Origin of the sequence: Fuerstiella marisgermanici (assembly GCF_001983935.1) — a bacterium.
Taxonomy (GTDB): Bacteria; Planctomycetota; Planctomycetia; order Planctomycetales; family Planctomycetaceae; genus Fuerstiella; species Fuerstiella marisgermanici.
In genome coordinates, this window is record NZ_CP017641.1 from 6278236 (window position 1) to 6295690 (window position 17455).

Annotated in this window: 13 protein-coding genes and 1 other RNA gene; 5 read left to right on the top strand and 9 right to left on the bottom strand. The window is 56.6% G+C overall.

Features of this window, described 5'->3' with window-relative positions; genetic code table 11:
- Positions 1–5 precede the first annotated feature (5 nt).
- From Fuma_RS23580 to Fuma_RS23595, 4 genes are all read right to left on the bottom strand, one after another.
- Positions 6–3272 carry an efflux RND transporter permease subunit gene (locus Fuma_RS23580; RefSeq protein WP_077026284.1) on the bottom strand — a complete coding sequence of 1089 codons (3267 nt, stop codon included), beginning with the start codon at positions 3270–3272 and terminating at the stop codon, positions 6–8.
- Positions 3269–4627, bottom strand: a complete 1359-nt coding sequence (locus Fuma_RS23585; protein ID WP_158521109.1) for an efflux RND transporter periplasmic adaptor subunit — start codon at positions 4625–4627, stop codon at positions 3269–3271. The genes Fuma_RS23580 and Fuma_RS23585 overlap by 4 nt, the downstream gene beginning before the upstream one ends.
- 14 nt (positions 4628–4641) lie before the next feature.
- Positions 4642–5253 (bottom strand): TetR/AcrR family transcriptional regulator, encoded by a 612-nt coding sequence (locus tag Fuma_RS23590; RefSeq protein WP_077026286.1) that lies wholly within the window; start codon positions 5251–5253, stop codon positions 4642–4644.
- Positions 5254–5407: 154 nt separating this feature from the next.
- Positions 5408–6049 carry a hypothetical protein gene (locus tag Fuma_RS23595; protein ID WP_077028509.1) on the bottom strand — a complete coding sequence of 214 codons (642 nt, stop codon included), beginning with the start codon at positions 6047–6049 and terminating at the stop codon, positions 5408–5410.
- Between the two features lie 107 nt (positions 6050–6156).
- Here Fuma_RS23595 and Fuma_RS23600 point away from each other — a divergent pair, with 107 nt between their 5' ends.
- Complete coding sequence (locus Fuma_RS23600) at positions 6157–7710, top strand: sialate O-acetylesterase (RefSeq protein ID WP_083732271.1); 1554 nt, start codon at positions 6157–6159, stop codon at positions 7708–7710.
- Between the two features lie 239 nt (positions 7711–7949).
- Here the strand turns inward: Fuma_RS23600 and Fuma_RS23605 are convergent, their stop codons facing one another.
- The 4 genes from Fuma_RS23605 to Fuma_RS23620 are packed head-to-tail and all read right to left on the bottom strand — an operon-like array spanning position 7950 to position 11639.
- Positions 7950–8639 carry a sugar transferase gene (locus Fuma_RS23605; protein ID WP_077026288.1) on the bottom strand — a complete coding sequence of 230 codons (690 nt, stop codon included), beginning with the start codon at positions 8637–8639 and terminating at the stop codon, positions 7950–7952.
- Positions 8620–9312, bottom strand: a complete 693-nt coding sequence (locus Fuma_RS23610; protein WP_077026289.1) for a PIG-L deacetylase family protein — start codon at positions 9310–9312, stop codon at positions 8620–8622. The genes Fuma_RS23605 and Fuma_RS23610 overlap by 20 nt, the downstream gene beginning before the upstream one ends.
- A 47-nt stretch (positions 9313–9359) precedes the next feature.
- Positions 9360–10313 carry a methionyl-tRNA formyltransferase gene (locus Fuma_RS23615; protein ID WP_077026290.1) on the bottom strand — a complete coding sequence of 318 codons (954 nt, stop codon included), beginning with the start codon at positions 10311–10313 and terminating at the stop codon, positions 9360–9362.
- 15 nt (positions 10314–10328) lie between these two features.
- The gene (locus tag Fuma_RS23620) at positions 10329–11639 is read right to left on the bottom strand and encodes a glycosyltransferase family 39 protein (protein WP_158521111.1); all 1311 of its coding nucleotides are present in this window, start codon (positions 11637–11639) and stop codon (positions 10329–10331) included.
- Positions 11640–12600: 961 nt separating this feature from the next.
- Here Fuma_RS23620 and Fuma_RS23630 point away from each other — a divergent pair.
- Together Fuma_RS23630 and rnpB are read left to right on the top strand one after the other, a co-directional pair.
- Positions 12601–13173, top strand: coding sequence for an NUDIX domain-containing protein (locus Fuma_RS23630; RefSeq protein ID WP_077026293.1), 573 nt, complete (start codon positions 12601–12603; stop codon positions 13171–13173).
- Positions 13174–13340: 167 nt separating this feature from the next.
- An RNA gene (gene rnpB / locus Fuma_RS23635) (RNase P RNA component class A) lies at positions 13341–13768 on the top strand.
- A 278-nt stretch (positions 13769–14046) separates the two neighbouring features.
- Here the strand turns inward: rnpB and fhcD are convergent.
- Positions 14047–14946 carry a formylmethanofuran--tetrahydromethanopterin N-formyltransferase gene (gene fhcD / locus Fuma_RS23640; RefSeq protein ID WP_077026294.1) on the bottom strand — a complete coding sequence of 300 codons (900 nt, stop codon included), beginning with the start codon at positions 14944–14946 and terminating at the stop codon, positions 14047–14049.
- Positions 14947–15178: 232 nt separating this feature from the next.
- Here fhcD and Fuma_RS23645 point away from each other — a divergent pair, with 232 nt between their 5' ends.
- Together Fuma_RS23645 and Fuma_RS23650 are read left to right on the top strand one after the other, a co-directional pair.
- The gene (locus tag Fuma_RS23645) at positions 15179–15796 is read left to right on the top strand and encodes an inorganic pyrophosphatase (protein ID WP_077028510.1); all 618 of its coding nucleotides are present in this window, start codon (positions 15179–15181) and stop codon (positions 15794–15796) included.
- 470 nt (positions 15797–16266) lie between these two features.
- Entirely contained in the window at positions 16267–17418 is a 1152-nt protein-coding gene (locus Fuma_RS23650) for a DUF1559 family PulG-like putative transporter (RefSeq protein WP_077026295.1), read from the top strand.
- Positions 17419–17455 lie beyond the last annotated feature (37 nt).

Genomic DNA, 17455 nt, shown 5'->3' on the forward strand with positions numbered 1-17455 from the left:
TGCACTTAACCCACAGGAGTCGCCACAGCCGCAGATTTGTCTGTCGGTTCTGCAACAGCAACGGTTTCTTCAGCAGCTCGCACGCCAAACAGGCTGCCGTAGATGAAGAAGAATGTCGGCACCAGAACCAGAACCAGCAACGTCGACAGCATCAGGCCAAAACACAGACTGGTGGCCATGGGGATCACCAACTGGGCCTGAAACGACTTTTCGGTCAGGATTGGCAGCAGGCCCGCGACCGTAGTCAGCGACGTCAACAGGACGGGACGAAAACGACGTTGTCCCGCCTCGATAACAGCCTCTTTCAGGGGTAAACCGGATCGGACTCTGGCGTTGATAAAGTCGACCAGCACGATCGAATCATTCACCACAACGCCCGTCAACGCCACAAGCCCCAGCATACTGAACAGGGTTAGCGGCAGTCCCATGAAAGCGTGCCCCCAGATCGCTCCAACGATTCCGAACGGAATCACCGCCATCACCACCAGCGGCTGACCGTACGAATTGAACTCGACCGTCAACAGCACAAACGTTGCCAGCATTGCAATGACGAACCCCGTGAACAGACTCCCGATGCTCTCGGTGTCCTGTTCCTGTTGCCCCTCCCAGCGAATTCGCAGCGATGGATACTTCTCCAGCAACGCCGGGATGAATGCGTCCTGAGGCGGCGTTGGTTTGCCACCAAACAGGACGCGAACCTTATCCCGAAAGATGCTGAAGCCGCTTGGCTTCGGTCCCTGAAGCTCTTCGACAATCTGCTTCGCGTTGTTTTCCTTTTCGTCCACGTCTGCCGAAACCGTGATTGACCGCCGCTGATCGATGCGGTTGATTTCCGAGAATCCGCGTTGAATGTTGACAGAAGCCAGCTCCGTAATGGGCCGTTGAATTCCGTCGCCGCCGTCGACTCGAATGTCAGAAAAGTTGGCCAGTGAATCGCGATCCTCTTCCGGATAGCGAACCATCAACTTCACTTCATGCCGCCCTCGCTGCAGCCGCATCACTTCTTCGCCGTAGTAGGATGCTCGAACGGTCCTGGCGATGTTGTCCAACGGCACACCCAACGCAACCGCGCCCGGCTTTTCGGTGAGCTGCAGTTCCCACTTGCCGGGCCGCGAATCGTCGGCAATGTCAGAAACTCCCTTAAAGCCTCGCAGCTTTTCCTTGGCCTCTTCGACGGCCAGCTCAAGCTGATCCATGTCGTTGGCGGGAGCCAGTAGTTTGAATTCAATGGCCTTGCCGCCAGGCCCGTTGTTTTGAGTACTGAACGTCACCGTTTCCACGCCGGGAATCGGGCCGACTGCGGCTCGCCATTCGTCGACGACCTGTTGACTGGTGATTTCTCGTTCGGTGTTATCGACAAGCTGCACGTGGACCTTACCCACGTGACCGCCGGTCGAAGTCTCCCCGCCGCCAGGGCCGCCGCCGGTGGTGACCGAACCGACCAGCCGATGAATGACGCGTACCAGCGGCCCGGCGTCGGTCGAATGATTCTCGTTAACCTGCTGGATCGCTTTTTCAATTTTCAGCGTCGCCGCTTCAGTAATTCGGCTGGGAGTCCCGTCCGGAAAGATCACGTTGGCCACCACTTCCGGAGCATCCAGCTTTGGAAAGAACACGCTTGGCACGGTTCCGTTGCGGACCAGCGTGACAGACAACAGGACAATCGTGACGGCCGTACTGACCGTGATCGCCGGATTGGTCACAGAAAATCGCACCATCGGCGTGTAGATGCGAAAGATGAAGAAGGCCAGAAACCGATTGGTAACTCGGTTTAACCCCGCCGTCAGAAAGAACGGTTCCTTCTTTCCATGAGCCAGATGGCAGGGCAGTATGAACATGCTTTCGACCAGCGAGATCACCAGCATCGCGATCACGGCCATTGGCAGCACCGCGAAGAATTTCCCCATCACGCCGGACACAAAGAACATCGGCATGAAGGCAAAGACTGTCGTTGCGATAGACGTCGCGACAGACGGAATCACTTCCACCGTGCCGTCCACCGCCGCCTGGACAAAAGGCTTGCCGAGTTCTCGATGAGCGTAGATATTTTCACCGATCACGATCGCATCATCGACAACGATGCCCAACGCGATTAGAAACGCGAACATCGACAGCATGTTCAACGTTTGATCAAACTGCCATAGCACAGCGCACGCACCCAGAACCGAAATCGGAATTCCGAGTGCCACCCAGAACGCAAGTCGAAACTCGAGGAACAGAGCCAGCACGATAAACACCAGCAGCAGTCCCTGAGCTCCGTTGCGTTTCAGCAGGTCCAGGCGATCCTGCACGTTCACCGCACTATCACCCCATGTTGTGAAGTGGTAGCCAGCCGGAAGTTCCTTTTTGTCGATGTATTCGTGGACGGCCTCCACCATCGCCAACAGGTCTTCGCGAGCCGCCGCCTTCACGGAAATCGCGAGGCCCGGCTTGCCATTGATCCGGCTGATCGAAACTGTGTCGACGAACTCATCTTTCACTTCGCCCAAATCAGCAACCGTCAGCACCACGCCGTCCGGGCGAGTAATCAGCGGGATTTCTGAGATCTCTTCGCCAACAGTCCGCTTATTCTTTCCGCGCAGCAGGTAAGTTTCGCCGCGATCTTTGATGTTGCCGCCAGGCAGTTCCAGGTTCCGTAGACGAACACGCCGCGCGACGTCGGTCAGCGTTAAGCCGTATTCTCGCAGCGTTTTTTCCGGCACTTCGACGTCAATTTGATACTCACGTTCGCCAGAAATGTCAGCCACAGAAATCTGAGGAATCTGCAGCAGGTCGTCGCGCACTCGTTCGGTGATTTCCCTCAGCTGTAACTCGGCATCATCAGCGTCGGATTCGTCAGCGACAACGCCAACGGTGATGGCCGAATTGCGAAACGTGACCTGCTGCACTTCGGGTTCTTCGGCAAGGTCCGGAAAGCTGGGGATGCGGTCGACTTCGGATTGAATTTCGTTCAGCACCTTCTGAACGCTGGGCACGTCGCTCTTCACTTCAATGACGACGTTGCCGGCACCTTCGCCCGCCACTGACGTAACTTTTTTTACGCCGTCGACTGATCGAACCGCTTCTTCGATTTTCTGGCAGATGCCACTTTCCACTTCCTCAGGACTCGCGCCGGGGTAGGGCACGGACACCAGAACGATTTCCAGTTCAAACTGAGGGAACTCTTCGCGCCGCAGAGTGATCCCGGCAAAGACTCCGACGACCAACACTGCCACCATGATTGTGTTCATGGCGGGAGACTGACGAATAGCCCAGGCAACAGCAGCCTTCATTCTGCCGCCTCCTGAGTTGTGCTTGTGACCTTCATGCCGTCTCGCACGGAAACCAGCGGCGACACAATCACGCGGTCACCATCGCTGAGCCCGCTGCCACTTTGCCTTACCAGAGCCATGTCACCTTCGCTGTGAGCCAGCGAAACCTCCACCACGTCCAGTTTGCCACCACGATCGACCCAAATCTGCCCACCCGGCCGCACAGCTTCCAGTGGTAACTTCAACAAGGGGCTGATCGATTGAATGGGAATTCGCACGTTCACATACATACCGCTCAGCAACGTAGGCGGCGACACCACAGGACGCCCGCCGCCGCTGTCGTTGATGCGTGACTTATGAGGTTCTTCTACCAGCACGCGGCACGGGAAGGTTCGCGTGTCACGGTCAATGCCAGTGCCCTCAAGCCGAGCGATGTAGCCATCCCAGATCGTTTCGACGCCTTCAAACTCAAACGCCACTTCGCAGGGCACGGGCGGCAGGTTAAGCGGATCGGCCAGAGCCGGATTCGCGTTCTTGTCGGGAGCGACCGCCTGAGTCCACACCCACGCCAGTTCTTCGCCACGAAGCTGGCATTTGATTTCCATACGTGAGCCGTCGCTGATATGGACAAGGTCGTCTCCCGATTGAATGTGGTCGCCTTCCTCCACAATATCGTCCACGATGCGGCCTTCCAGTGTGGACGTCACCGTGCAGCGTTTGAGATCCAGTTCTGCACGATCCAGTTCTGCCTGCACCAGAGCCTTATCGGCGGCTTCCGTTTTCGCTCGCTGTTGCAGCGATTTCTTTTGATTCTTTAATGACTGCAATGCGTTGCGGGCGACCAGTTCCTGCTTCATGGCCGCCTCAACTTCTGTCTCATTCGCCGTTCTTTTCGCGAGCAGAATTCGCATGCGTTCCATTTGGTTGTTCTGCAGCTTCAAGTCTTCTTCGGCCAGTGAAATCAGGCTGGCCGTATTCTCGAGATCGACGGCGACGGCAGAAATTTCTTCGTCCGCCTGTTGCAGCTGCGCCCTCAATCGATCGATCTCAAGCTGATACTTTTCCGAGTCAATCTGAAACAGCAAATCGCCTTTGCGAATGTAAGTTCCGCTGCGAGCCGCCTCAGCCTTCTTCACGATGCGACCTTCGACCTCCGACCCGACCGTCACGATTCGATAGGTGGACGCTTCGCCGTCGATCGTCATATTGAAAGGACGATTCCACGCGGACACCTTCGCAGTTTCAACGGGCACGCCAGTGTCTTCCGCCTTCGCGTCCTGAGTTGGCACCTCCGGCTTCTGCCCGAAGATTCTTAAGCCGACAAAACCTGCCACCAGAACGATCAGGGACACGACAATATTGATAGCTGTCTTCACTTGGTCTTTTCTCATCAATCTCGCGGCACCATGCCCTGTAATAAAACGTCCACCATCAGCGCCACATATTCGTCTCGCGAATGGCCTGTCGGGTGCTGGCCGAGCATGTCGGTCAGCATCGCCGGCCCATGCATCGACGTCAGCATCATCACCGCCGTGGCGCGAAAATCGACCGGTCGAATCAGGCCTTTGTCGGCCGCCCGTGACAGCCAGCCTGCCAAAACTCGAATGTCGACCAGCGGTGGTGGTTCGTCGAATCTGTCCAATAATTTTTTCGGATCCAGACCACTCCACCTGAGTACAGACATACGCCGGGAAATGTCCACAAAGAAGTCGGCCAGCACCTGCAGAATTTCCGTCAATTGCTCGTCCAGAGAACGGTCGTCCGGCCCCGCTTCAACCAGAGGAATCCACGAAGCCTGCCCCGTGGGAGCCACCGCGGCCAGCATCAGTTCCTGCTTATTATTGAACCGCTTAAACAGCGCCTGAGGCGACACTCCCAGCTGCTCGGCAATCAGATCCGTCGACACAGAAGGCCCATGCTCGAAAAAGCACTCGCGCGCCGTTTCGAGAATCAGTTCGTCAGATATGGTCCTCGGCCGAGCCAATCGCTGCCCTCCTCGCACTTCAACAGTTAGTTACCGGACAATAACTAATGCGCAAGCTGAGGCAGCATGCAAAGTTGGCAGCGGACCGATTTTTCCAAAAATAGCCGGGCGCAATGGCAGGCGACTGGGCGTTGCTGCCGGGCAGCATCCTCGATTCGTCGCCGAATTGAGCTTACTTCTTGCGAGACTTTTTCTTCTTCGCGGCTTTCTTTACTGCCTTCTTTTTGGCGACCGACTTCTTCTTCGCGGACGTTTTCCTGGCCGGCGCTTTCTTTTTCACCGCCTTCTTCTTCGTGCTCTTCGCCTTTGCACTTGGTGCTTTCTTGCGTCTCTTTTTGGCGGCCGCGCTGCGTTCGTAGATTTTGACAATCTGATCTCGGTCCCGCAGCTCCCGTTTCCTCGCAATTTTCGCCAACTCCAGCGCGGCCTCTTCGCCGTACTTGTTCCATGAAAACCGGACGTTGATTCGCTTGCCGTCTTCGTCCAGCCACGACGCGACGTACGACCGGTAGGAGTATTCATAACCTTTGTTGCGGCGGTCGGTGTCCTGAGTCAAATGCACGCCGACGATGCCGGTCGAATTTCGTTTCGTCAGTCGGCCTCGCAGCGGTTTCGGCTCAGGCAGCGATTCCAGCAACTCTTCCCGCTTTTCGCGAGCAGCCTTCAGTGCCTTCCGTTTACCACCGTGGACACTGTCCGAAAAGAAGTGCTGATGCGACTCGCCACGTCGCATAATGCGAGCCATGTAGCCATGAATGCCACGGTCTTCGAGATCGAACCGGCAGATCCCGGTTTCCACTGTCCTGGTTGTCATCAGTCTGTTGTTCCATGTAAAGTGAGCGTCTTGCAGATCGCACGGAATAATAGCGAGCCCCGCCACCAGTTCAGTTTAACAAACCACTCAATCGGAGAATTTTCAGAATGAATATAATGAGGAATTGTTGCCTGATATCGCTTGCGGTGCTGTCTGGTCTGTCCAACGTCGCGAATGCCGAACTGAAGCTGCCAAGCCTGTTTTCTGACGCAATGGTCCTGCACCGAAACAAACCGGTGCGAGTTTGGGGTTGGGCGACTTCTGGTGCTGACATCTCCGTTTCCATCGCTGACCAGCGACATAAAGCGACGGCCAATGCAGACGGTCGCTGGCAACTGAACCTCAAACCGCTGCCCGCCGGAGGCCCTCATCAACTGACCGTTGCGGGAGACGGCGGCGAGATCACCGTGAAGGATCTGCTGATCGGCGAAGTGTGGCTGTGCTCAGGACAGTCCAACATGGCGATGACCGTCAACCGCGCGAAGAACTTCGATGCGGAAGCCAAAGCGGCAGACTACCCGCAGATCCGGATGTTTAAAGTCACCTCCGGCCACGCTCGAGAACCTCAGCAACATGCTAACGGTTCGTGGGCGGTATGCAGTCCAGACACCGTCGGTAGCTTTTCTGCAACCGCGTACTTCTTTGGACGGCGGGTGCATAAAGAACTGAACGTCCCCATCGGCCTGATCAATTCCTCGGTCGGCGGCACGTCCGTCGAATCATGGACCAGCATGCCAGCGCAATCAGCCGTCTCCGCCATCAAGCCACGACTGGATGCCTGGAAAGAATCAGACACCGCGTACGACGAAGAGGCCGCTAAAGCGCGATACGAAAAATCACTGGCCGCATGGACGCAGAAAGCCAAGGCCGCTCGCGCCGACGGCAAGAAAGCCCCGCGTAAGCCACAACTGGCTGGGCGACCTCGCGACGACCGCAACTACCCGGCTAATCTGTTCAACGGCAAAATTAATCCACTTGTCGGATTCACGATCAAAGGTGCCATCTGGTATCAGGGGGAAAACAGTTCGGGGCGAGGCTTCTCGCATCTGTACGGCGACCAACTCCCGACACTCATCACCGACTGGCGAACTCGCTGGGGGCAGGGCGACTTTCCGTTTGCATGGGTTCAGCTGCCCAACTTTCGGTCGCCTCAAACAGAACCTTCCCAAACCGACGGCTGGGTACAGGTGCAGGAAGGCATGCTGAAAACTCTTTCACTGCCAAACACCGGCATGGCCGTTACCATCGACGTGGGCGAAGCGAAAGACATTCATCCGAAGGACAAACAATCGGTCGGCCAACGGTTAGCTCAATGGGCCTTGGCCAGCGTCTACGAAAAAGACATGCTCCCCATGGGCCCGATCTATCGAACTTCGAAAGTTGACGGCAACAAAGTAATCATCGAATTTGACCACTCTGACGGGCTGCGAGCCAAAGGTGACAAGGTTGAAGGATTTGCCATCGCCGGGCCGGACAAAAAGTTTGTCTGGGCCGATGCCAAAATTGACGGCGACAAAGTCATTGTCAGCAGTGACAAAGTGACCGAACCGGCTTCCGTGCGATACGCCTGGGCAGCGAACCCGGTGTTCAGCCTCTACAACGCCGCCAACATCCCCGCCTCACCGTTCCGCACCGACGACTGGCCAGAACAAAGCCGCTAGCCGGTACGCACCGGCGGGCGGGCGGTTGGCGTGGGGTGCGGGTGAGCGGGACGGGTGCTGAAGCGCCGGCGGTGCTCCCGTTGGTCGCTGGAGGGGTGTGTCGTGTGTTGCAAATGGTGAGTGATCGACGGGAACGACGCGTTCTATTCGGAGCGTCAGCTCCAACCGGATGGCGGGCCGTCCCGCCCCGGCGGTGCTGGATAAGGAGGAGGCTAAGTTCCTCCTTATCCTTATCCGACTCACGCTGCTCGTTGCAGGGCCACTGAGCTCGCGGCAAGCAGCGTTCGAGCTTCCGGCATCTCTGGCGGATCGGCGAATTCCGTGCGCCCGGACACGATCTGCCCGATCGCGGCGACCGTCCGCAGGATCAGTTTCGCGTCGTAGACCAACGACGCGTTTCGTAGGTAGACCACTTCCAGAGCGAGTTTGATTGGCAGTAATTCGCGAACGTAAATTTGTTCCGGGTTAGGGCCGGTCAGCATTCTTTCGCCGTGCGTGTAATTGTAAATGCTGCTGACTCCGGCCAGCCCCGGCCGCACAGCCAGCGTTTCCCAGCCGAGTTCATCGTAGTGCAATTCCACGATCTTTGGATCTTCCGGTCGCGGCCCAACGACGCTCATATCGCCCTTCAGAATGTTCCACAGCTGCGGCAGTTCGTCCAGTTTTAGTTTCCGCAGCATGTTGCCGAACGCGAACACGCGAGCGTCTGTCGCGCCGGTCACGACGCTGGCGTTGCCGCCATGGTCGACGTGCATGGTACGAAGCTTAAACAGCGTGAACCGCTTCCCACCACGACCAATGCGATGCGGGCAATAGAACGCCGGCCCCTTGCTGGACAAACGGACTCCGACTGCCGCCAGCAGAATGATCGGCCCCAGCACAATCAACGCGGTCGCAGCGGCCACGATATCAAACAGGCGTTTGGCCATTTCTGATCGTCCTTCTGATCGTCATAAAGACTTCCGCGTGTTCCATGCAGCATTGATTTCCCCATGCCGCACTTCGGTGAGCCAACGCTTCGAGTGACCTCGGATGAGGATGCGGCCGCACTTCACTTTTGTAGCAAGCCATGGCAGCCAGCTTTTGCTCCAACGTAGATGTAATGTCGACCCATGTGTCGGGAATAAACGTGCGAGGATACGCCCATTCGGTGCTGCTGGCTGTGTCGAAGGCGTAGATGGCTTCGATGAATTCTTCCATCGGTCGAGTCGCCACCAGCATGGCTTTGAATAAGATTTCGTGGTCTCGATTGATGTCGCCGCCGTACTGCGTGTAGACGACCTGCGGCTGAACTTCTTCAACCACCTTCTCCAGCGGCGTGATGATGTCCGTTAGAGTAAACGTGTCCAGCTTCTGGTCGGGAAACTTAAGAGTGTGCACATCCTGAACGCCTAACGTGTTCGCGGCGACCTGAATATGGTCCGACTGCCCCACACCGTCTTCGCCGTAACGCAGTGATTCGCCTTCGCAAACAATCACAGAAGTGACGTTGTCGCCATTTGCGGCGTGCAACGCCACCGTGCCGCCGCAGCCCAACAGTTCGTCATCTGGATGAGCGGCAATGACGAGGACTTGCCGGGGTTTTCGATTCGACGCTGTCATTTGTGTATGGAAGAGTTTTTGAAAAAAGTGATTGCGATTCTGAGTGCCTACGCCGCATCGCGCAGTCTTGTTCTGGCGGTCCAGTTTTGTTCGCTCAATTCACGCCCACGTAGCACCTGGCCGTGCTTGTCCTCAACTTCCAGCAACAGGATCGCCCCGTCTTTGGTTGCAACCAGTTGTCCGCAGGCACTGCTGTCCGGACAGCAAACCGAACCCAACACCGTACCGGGCAGGGCGACAGCCGCCGGCAGCGGCAACATTGCGGTATTCCAGACGTGATATGTCTGACCGTTGAGATCCGCGAACGCTCCGGGATATGGCCGCGTCAACGCTCGCACCATGTTGTAGATGTCTTTGCTGCGTCTGTTCCAGTCGATCAACCCATCTTTAGGGCGTCGACGCGGAAGCGCGTCCTCGTCACTGTGAGGTTGCGGTTCGCCGGGACGTTCACCGGCTTCCAGACGAAAACACAAATCCAGCAGCATGTCTCGATTCGACGCTGCCACCTCGTCGTAGATTGTCGAACACGTGTCGTAGGGGGTAATGGGGAAGGCTCGCTGATCGATAAGTTCCCCAGTGTCGACGCCTTCCGACAGCCAGATTAACGAATTCCCGGTTTGCTGTTCGCCGCGAATAATGGCCCAGTTCACCGGCGCACTGCCTCGGTTGTGAGGCAGCAGCGAAGCGTGAGCGCCCACGGCTCCAACGCGAGCAGTATTCAAAACGTCCGGGCCGAGAATTTGGCCCCAGCCCAGCACAACCAGCAGATCACAATTCCATGACTTCAGAAGCGTAACGCTGCTCTCGTCGTTGATATTGTCGACTTCGTGCAGCGGGATGTCATAATCCTCGCAGATGGTCTCGTAGTCCGCGGAACCGCAGCGACGTTCCGCCTTGTCGCGGCGCAGGGTCAGCATGCCGACAACGTCGTATTCTGCCGCGCAGACGGCCGCCAGCGCAGGAATGCCTTCCGAGTGAACTCCAACCCAGCCAATTCGCACCGAACCTGACTCCTTTCAAGTTTCTGCAATTACACGCGACTCGCATTGAATCCGCAATGCCGCTGATCTGTCAATGTTGATCCCAGTTACGCCAAAAACCGACGCCTGAGTTTTCTCATCCGGCGCGGTGGCGTGTTTTGATTCTGAAGAAAGCTGGCGAAAGACGTTCGCCGATTCTGCCGCGATACGGCATTGAGCCACCACGAACAGCAACAGGAAACTTGCCGGAGCAAACTTCGCAATCTGCGGCCGGTGAACGGCGATGTGCGCAAGTCCTCGGTCCAGTACCAGCCCCAGCAGCACCACCCAGAACAACGTCGGCAGGTACCGGTACCGCCCCCACATCAGCACGTGGTCAACGTCCCAGCCCGATCGAGCCATGTACGCCAGCACGCTAAAGCAGAAGGATAGTGAGAAGAACAACAGCCCGACTTTCTGAGCGTTCCGGCTGGTTCGCAGCAGCAGTGCCGCCAGAATTGCGGCCCCCGCGACTCGCCCCCAAAGAACGGCGGACCCCTTCCAAAACACAAGGTTCCACGAAGACGCTGCGTACCCGCCGCCCAGCATTTGTAGACCGGCGAGAAGATTGGTCGGTGGCCGGTCGAGTTTCTCAATCGCCGGTTTAACCCAGGTAAAGTGCAGCACAGTAAGAATCACGCACGGCACAACGAGAGCAGCCACCCAGCGAATCCGTTTTGCCTGTTCTTCGTTTGGCCGCCGTTCGAACAACAGGTACTGCAGAACGAGGACAGGCGTTAACACGATGAGTGCATGCATCGTCAGCAACGCCGTCAACAGCAGCAACGACATCAGTGCGGCCCATCGTTTGTCATGGTGTTCGCTGAACCGCGTGAGGCAAAGCATGGCCGCCAGAAAGAACGTCACGCCAACGGCGAGGTGCGACGCGGCAATCCACAGAAACGGTCCGTCCCACCCTCCAACGGCGGCGCCGGCCCACAGAATGGCGGCGATTGCGGCCGCTCGATGTTGGACGTAAGTGCGCAGCAGCACTAACAGGCACAGAGCCGACGCGACATGGAACGCCGACATGAAAAAGTGGAAGCCGGCGGAATGGTCACCGAACAGTGACCAGCAGCCGTAAAACATCAGCTTCCACAGCGGAATCAGATGCTCACCGTGAGGCAGAGTCACATAATCGCTGAGCGAAATTTCGCCCTGATCGATCAGCCGGCACTGATCCAGGTGAAAGTCATCGTCGTAGTAGAAGCCGCCGTTAAAGTAGGCGGCCTGAACAACAAACGGCAGCACAACAATCAGCAAGACGACAACGAGGTTCCGTTGTCGTTCACTGGACGTCGAGGGCATCGTCTCATTTTTTGTGTGCTGCGAATCCATTCGCATTTCGGGTTCGAGTGAAGACCGGCTTCGTCTGGCTGATTGCTATCAGCTTTCAGGAAACGCTAAGGATACCGCGCCCTCGAAAACCGGGCGAGATCGAATCTCGCCCGATGAAAAGCTAACTAACGCGGGCCACGTTACCGACAGCTCCGCCCAAACCCAGTGCTGCGAACGCGATAATTGCCGTAGGCTCGTTGCGAGTACGAACGGCTTCCGAAACGCGGCCCCGGTGAAACTCGTGCATAGCTACGAGAAATGTAGGGTCCGTAAGCACTGCGTCCGTAGCCGACCGTTGGCCCGCGGCGGTGTGCAGAGCCATAGTTCGAGTAGGATCCGATTCGAGCACGTGAACTAAAGTGGGAATGACCGCGGTGGCCACGGCCCTGAGCGTTGGCGACAGCAGCGATGGCGAACAACATTCCGCTCGCCACAAGAAGTATTGAGAAGGTCCGTTTCATGAGTGTAGTCCTTGACAGTGATTTAGAGAGAAAGACGGCCGAGTAACTCCCTGCCTCGCGACAGGCCCAAACCCGTCGTAAATGAAATGACTCAAGCCAATGCTCCGTGGTGAGTCAGGCGGAGCCTGCCGCGAAAGCAGGGAGTTTTCAGTGACCGCTATGTGCAACTACGATTAAGGTGAGGCCGACTATCGGCAGGTCAGAAGACGCCTTGCCGGAACCTCAACCATTGTTCGTATATATGTGATCTCAAATCCGTTTGAGTTTGCTGCTTTCTGTAGAAGCGAACGCGGTGCCAAAATCGCCTCGCCAGCCCACGAAAAACCTAACTCGTTTATAATGAAAGACTTACACCCGACGACAGCCGATCACATAATCGGTTCGGGCTGGCCGCCGGCCGCTCAGGTTGATAACAGCCGACGCAGGATTGACGACAATCGCAAAGGCACCCCCAGACAGCGAGAAACTTCATGCAGCGCGAAGCGGGCCGTTCGTACGGACCATGGCAGATTCTGAAAACCACCGAAGCCTATCGAGACCCATGGCTGAAGGTGGAATTTGACGACGTGGTTCGACCGGACGGCAATCCGGGAACTCACAGCGTGGTCACAATAAAACCGGGCGTCTGCGTGCTAGCGTTTCAGGATGACCACGTCTTTCTAACCGAAGAATTTCACTACGCCGTTGGCCGAGTCACCATTGAAGCCGTCAGCGGCGGGCGCGAAGACGACGAACCGCCACTGATATGCGCCCAACGTGAACTGGCAGAAGAGCTGGGGATCGTGGCCGATTCGTGGACAGAGCTGACGACCGTCGACCCGTTTACGGCCAGCGTGGTGTCGCCGACGACCTTGTTTCTGGCGACGGACCTGAGCTTTCAGGACGCGAATCCGGAAGGCACCGAACAGATCCGCTGCGTGAAAATGACGGCTCGCGAAGCGTTCGACGCCGTGTGTGCAGGGCAGATTACCCATACGCCAAGCTGCATCGTGATCCTCCAGCACTGGATTCGGCGACAACTGAGATACAGCGTTTCACGCTGAACTGTAACCGCGGAAATCGGTGTTTGTCCTACGTGGGCCGGTTCCCACGAGCCAGGCCCGTCCACAACAAAACGTAAATTGCTTTAGCCAGCTGCGTATTCTCATCACAAATGGAATTCAAACTTAACCGCATTAGCCGTGTCATCGTTACACTGCCTTAGCTGTTTGCAGATGGCCAGGCGTTTGCTGCGTCAGAAATGGCGGAGAGGAAAGTCCGGGCTCCACAGGACGCAATGGTGGGTAACGCCCACCGTCCGCGAGGATAGGGCAAGTGCAACAGAGAGCAGACCGCCTGAACGGTTCTTTTCCGAAGGGGCCGCGAAGAGAAGCTGGCAACGGCTTCCGAGGTAAGGGTGAAACGGTGCGGTAAGAGCGCACCAGCGATTCAGGTGACTGAGTCGGCTAGGTAAACCCCATTTGGGAGCAAGACTAAGCAGAAGGAAGAGTGCCTTCGGGTACTCACGATCTTGTCCGGATCGTCTGACCTTCGGGTATGTTGCTGCAGGTGTCGAGTAATCGGCATCGTAGATAAATGAACGCCCGCGACGGCTTGCGTCGTCGCCGACAAAACCCGGCTTATCGGCCATCTGCAAACATTTTGACGGGTAGGCCCGTCGGCCGATTGGCGTGGCAGGCGATTGAGCAGGACGAGGGCTGAAGCGCCGGCGATGTGTCGCTGGTTGCTCCAGTACACATAGGTGGCAGCATGAGATCCCAAACTGTGACTCTGCGATTGGCCCGGCAAGGCCGAAGCACGTAGCCGTCGGTGTAAGCCAACGGAAGCAAGGGATAACAACGACGCACCAGCCCCGAATGGGGCGACAGCAGGTTCAGCTCGCGCAGCGCGGTCGCTGAGAGGCGAACTCCCCAATCTCAAATCTGCTCCTTCAAGCGGTGCAGATGAAAGTGGTGTGGGCCGAGTTTGCCGCCGTAGTTCCCTGCAGAGACTCGTAATACTCCTGGCATTGCGCAAACGGTTTCCAACCCGACTTGCATCGCGTTCGCCACGGCGCTTTCGGAAAAGCCGTCGATCACAATTTCGTAGACGCATTTTTCACCGTCCTGCAATTCGGTCTCCGTCTGTCCGGTTAGCGTGGGGCACCACTTGTCGTTGGTGCTGGCCTTTAGCTGAGGATACTTCGACCCGACTTTCGAACCGCTGCGAACGATGCCTGCCGGGAAGGGCATGATCACGTCTTCCAGATCGTTGATCGCCGTTGCGGCCGCTCGCACGGCAGCCAGCGTTTCGGCCTGGGACCGTCCGCACACTAAGAGGTTTCCGCCGCCGATTCCTTTCTGAGTTCCAAACACGTCTTCGCAAAGGAACTCACCGTCCATCACGGGCATCCGCCAGTACCGTCGCGTGCCCAGTTTTTTGGAGATCTGAAACCCGTCGCCAAAGTACCTTAATTGAGCTCCCACTTTGATGCAGCTATCTTTCGGCGCTTCTGGAAGGCCCGAATAGCAGGCGGTGGTGGGACACGTGAGCACGTTTTGCCCGATGCGGCTGGCCACCGCTTTTTCGAGCGACTTCTTATTGAAGGCGAACGCCAGCACAGAGATGCCAGGTCGGCCATCCGGTGTTCGCGATTCGTTGAGGCCGCGTTCGATTGCGATTTCAGCATCGCAGCCGATTACGCTGGAGGCGTTGCCACTGAATTCCAAAGCGGCCAGCGTCGCCATGTCCAAATCGATTGCCGTGATAATCAGGCGTGTGCCGACCATGGGAAAGGCTTCGGCAAACGTATCGTCAATCGTCGGCAGCTGAGGCATGACTCTGCAATCTCACGTGGTCGCACAAACGGGAAATCACAGGATAGGCAAAACAACGGAACATCGCTGTGGTCAGCGGATTCGGGAAAACAACTTTTTCAAAATAGCCCGCTATTGGGCGGCTTCAGAAATGGGTATCGCTGCAATTCTGAATTGCCTAGAGTCCGGTATCGCATTTTTAGGTGCGAAGATCAGTTCGCGGCGATTCTCTGGACACAACCGGCAGACCACAATGAAGTTTCCTCAGCCGTTTTACAAATGGCGACCGCATCCCTGGCATGGCCTCGAAGTGGGCCCCGATCCGCCTCGAATGGTGCATGCATTTATCGAAATTTCCCCATTTGACCTCGTAAAATACGAAGTCGACAAGGTGACGGGTTACCTTCGAGTCGACCGGCCTCAACGCACGTCTTCGCAGCCGCCCGCTCTGTACGGTTTTATTCCAAGGACCTACTGTGGCAAGCGAGTGGCCGCAATGATGCCTCGAGCCAAACGAGGCGACGGTGACCCGCTGGACATCTGCGTGCTAAGCGAACGGCCGATCACAAAATCCGAAATTATCATCAACGTGCGAGTCATAGGCGGGCTCCCGATGGTGGATGACGGAGAAGCGGACGACAAAATCATCGGCGTTCTGGCATCCGACACCATTTGGTCACATGTCGAAGATATTGACGAACTGCCGCAGGCCATCGTGCAGCGATTACGCCACTACTTCACAACTTATAAGGTAATGCCGGGCGACACGTCTCAAACGGTTTCCATCGACGGTATTTACGACCGAGCCCACGCAGAAAAAGTCATTCAGGCCGCGATGGCCGATTACAGCGACGAATTTGGCGAAGGCTAACTGACGCAGTAATTTGTCACGCACCACTCCCAGCGACCAGCGGGAACAACACTGGCGTTTCGGTTTCCGTCCCGCTCACTCGCCCACCACGTCAACCGCCCGCCGGTGCGTACCGGCTCGGCATGTTGCATATTGATGCGCTTCGAATTGCTGCAAAGCGCGGGGAATCCAGCGGGGTGTGGCCGATCGTAAACATTCCTGCCTGACCGGCAGAGCACATCGCAACCCATTGGTAGCGTTGGTTTTAGGAAGTTTTTTGGGATATCCGACAAATACTGGAGACTTTTCGCCGGATTTGCCCCAGAATTTGCGTTACTGGAATTGTGCAGGGACGCCGCCACAATACAGGCGTGCTGAATCCGGACAAATCGTCGATTCCGGCACCCTGAAAGATTGGTCCCTGTTCAGTCAGGGACACTTCCCGTCTATTCACCTCTGCCACTACGCAATCAATTCTCAGGAGAACTCCTATGCAGTCACGTCGTTTCACAGCAGCGTCCCCCAAAAAACGACGCGGCTTTACTCTTATTGAATTGCTGGTGGTGATTTCGATCATTGCCACGCTGATGTCGCTGATTCTGCCCGCGATCCAGAACGCTCGCGAAGCAGGCCGACGAACTCAGTGTCTGAACAACCTTCGCAACGTCACCGTGGCGGCACTGAACTTTGCTTCGTCTAACAAAAGCCGACTGCCAGCCTTGGGATACTTTCCTACGGTAAGCACCGGTTCGGGCCCAGCGAGAATCATGGGCCGAAGCTGGGCATTGGAAATGTTGCCGTACATGGACCAGCAGGGTACGTATGACCGCTGGAACAAGGATGCGGCGTTTGATGCGGCGCCTAACTTGCAGCTCGCTTCCACCCTGTACATCGAAGCTTTTGCCTGCCCCAACGATGAATCTGCCTACGTGACTCCCGGTGGACTTAGCTATGTCGCAAATGCAGGATTTGGCGACGGTGTGGTGATTACCAACAATCTTGCCGTTCCCGAGCACAGTTTTTCTGCTGAGAGCATGGACTGGGACGGCGACGGCGTTGTTTGCGACTATCTTGCGGGCACCTACGATCCTGACGATGCCAAGATTACACAGGCGACCGGCGTATTCTGGCCAGAGTTTGAAGTTTCGGGCGCGGATACGACTGGACAACAGCCGCAAATTGTCACAGCTACTCGAAACGGAAGCGCCACGGTTGGCAAGATCTACGACGGCTCGGGTAATACGCTGATGTTTGGAGAGAACTTGAACGCCGGCGGCACCAATTGGGCCGACCCTCGGACACGAGCGTGTGGCTTCATGGTTCCTGTTGATGCCGCAACAGTAAATGGCACAGCAGCCGCAACCAGCTTGCAGAATATCCACAACATGATTGGAATAGACGCTTCGACGTCACAGCGTTATCCAGCATTTCCGAATGAAGCGAAAACCGGACCAGAAGGCCAACGGCCATATCTGAACTCCAATCACCCGGGAATCGTTGTCGTTTCGATGTGTGACGGATCTGCTCGAACGATTAGCGAAAACATTGACGAAAGCGTCTACATCAAGCTGATCACGCCAAACGGTACTCGACTTCGCAACGGCATCGCTGTTGAAAGTCCTCTGAGTGCTGATCAGTTCTAAATCGTTTCAATAGCAACCACATTCGAGCCGTTTGGTC

Coding starts and splice junctions, on each gene's coding strand:
- Fuma_RS23580 (WP_077026284.1), bottom strand. CDS start 3,272: ATGAAGGCTGCTGTTGCCTGGGCTATTCGTCAGTCTCCCGCCATGAAC.
- Fuma_RS23610 (WP_077026289.1), bottom strand. CDS start 9,312: ATGACAGCGTCGAATCGAAAACCCCGGCAAGTCCTCGTCATTGCCGCT.
- fhcD (WP_077026294.1), bottom strand. CDS start 14,946: ATGCCTCAGCTGCCGACGATTGACGATACGTTTGCCGAAGCCTTTCCC.
- Fuma_RS23650 (WP_077026295.1), top strand. CDS start 16,267: ATGCAGTCACGTCGTTTCACAGCAGCGTCCCCCAAAAAACGACGCGGC.
- Fuma_RS23630 (WP_077026293.1), top strand. CDS start 12,601: ATGCAGCGCGAAGCGGGCCGTTCGTACGGACCATGGCAGATTCTGAAA.
- Fuma_RS23600 (WP_083732271.1), top strand. CDS start 6,157: ATGAATATAATGAGGAATTGTTGCCTGATATCGCTTGCGGTGCTGTCT.
- Fuma_RS23645 (WP_077028510.1), top strand. CDS start 15,179: ATGAAGTTTCCTCAGCCGTTTTACAAATGGCGACCGCATCCCTGGCAT.
- Fuma_RS23595 (WP_077028509.1), bottom strand. CDS start 6,049: ATGACAACCAGGACAGTGGAAACCGGGATCTGCCGGTTCGATCTCGAA.
- Fuma_RS23605 (WP_077026288.1), bottom strand. CDS start 8,639: ATGGCCAAACGCCTGTTTGATATCGTGGCCGCTGCGACCGCGTTGATT.
- Fuma_RS23620 (WP_158521111.1), bottom strand. CDS start 11,639: ATGCCCTCGACGTCCAGTGAACGACAACGGAACCTCGTTGTCGTCTTG.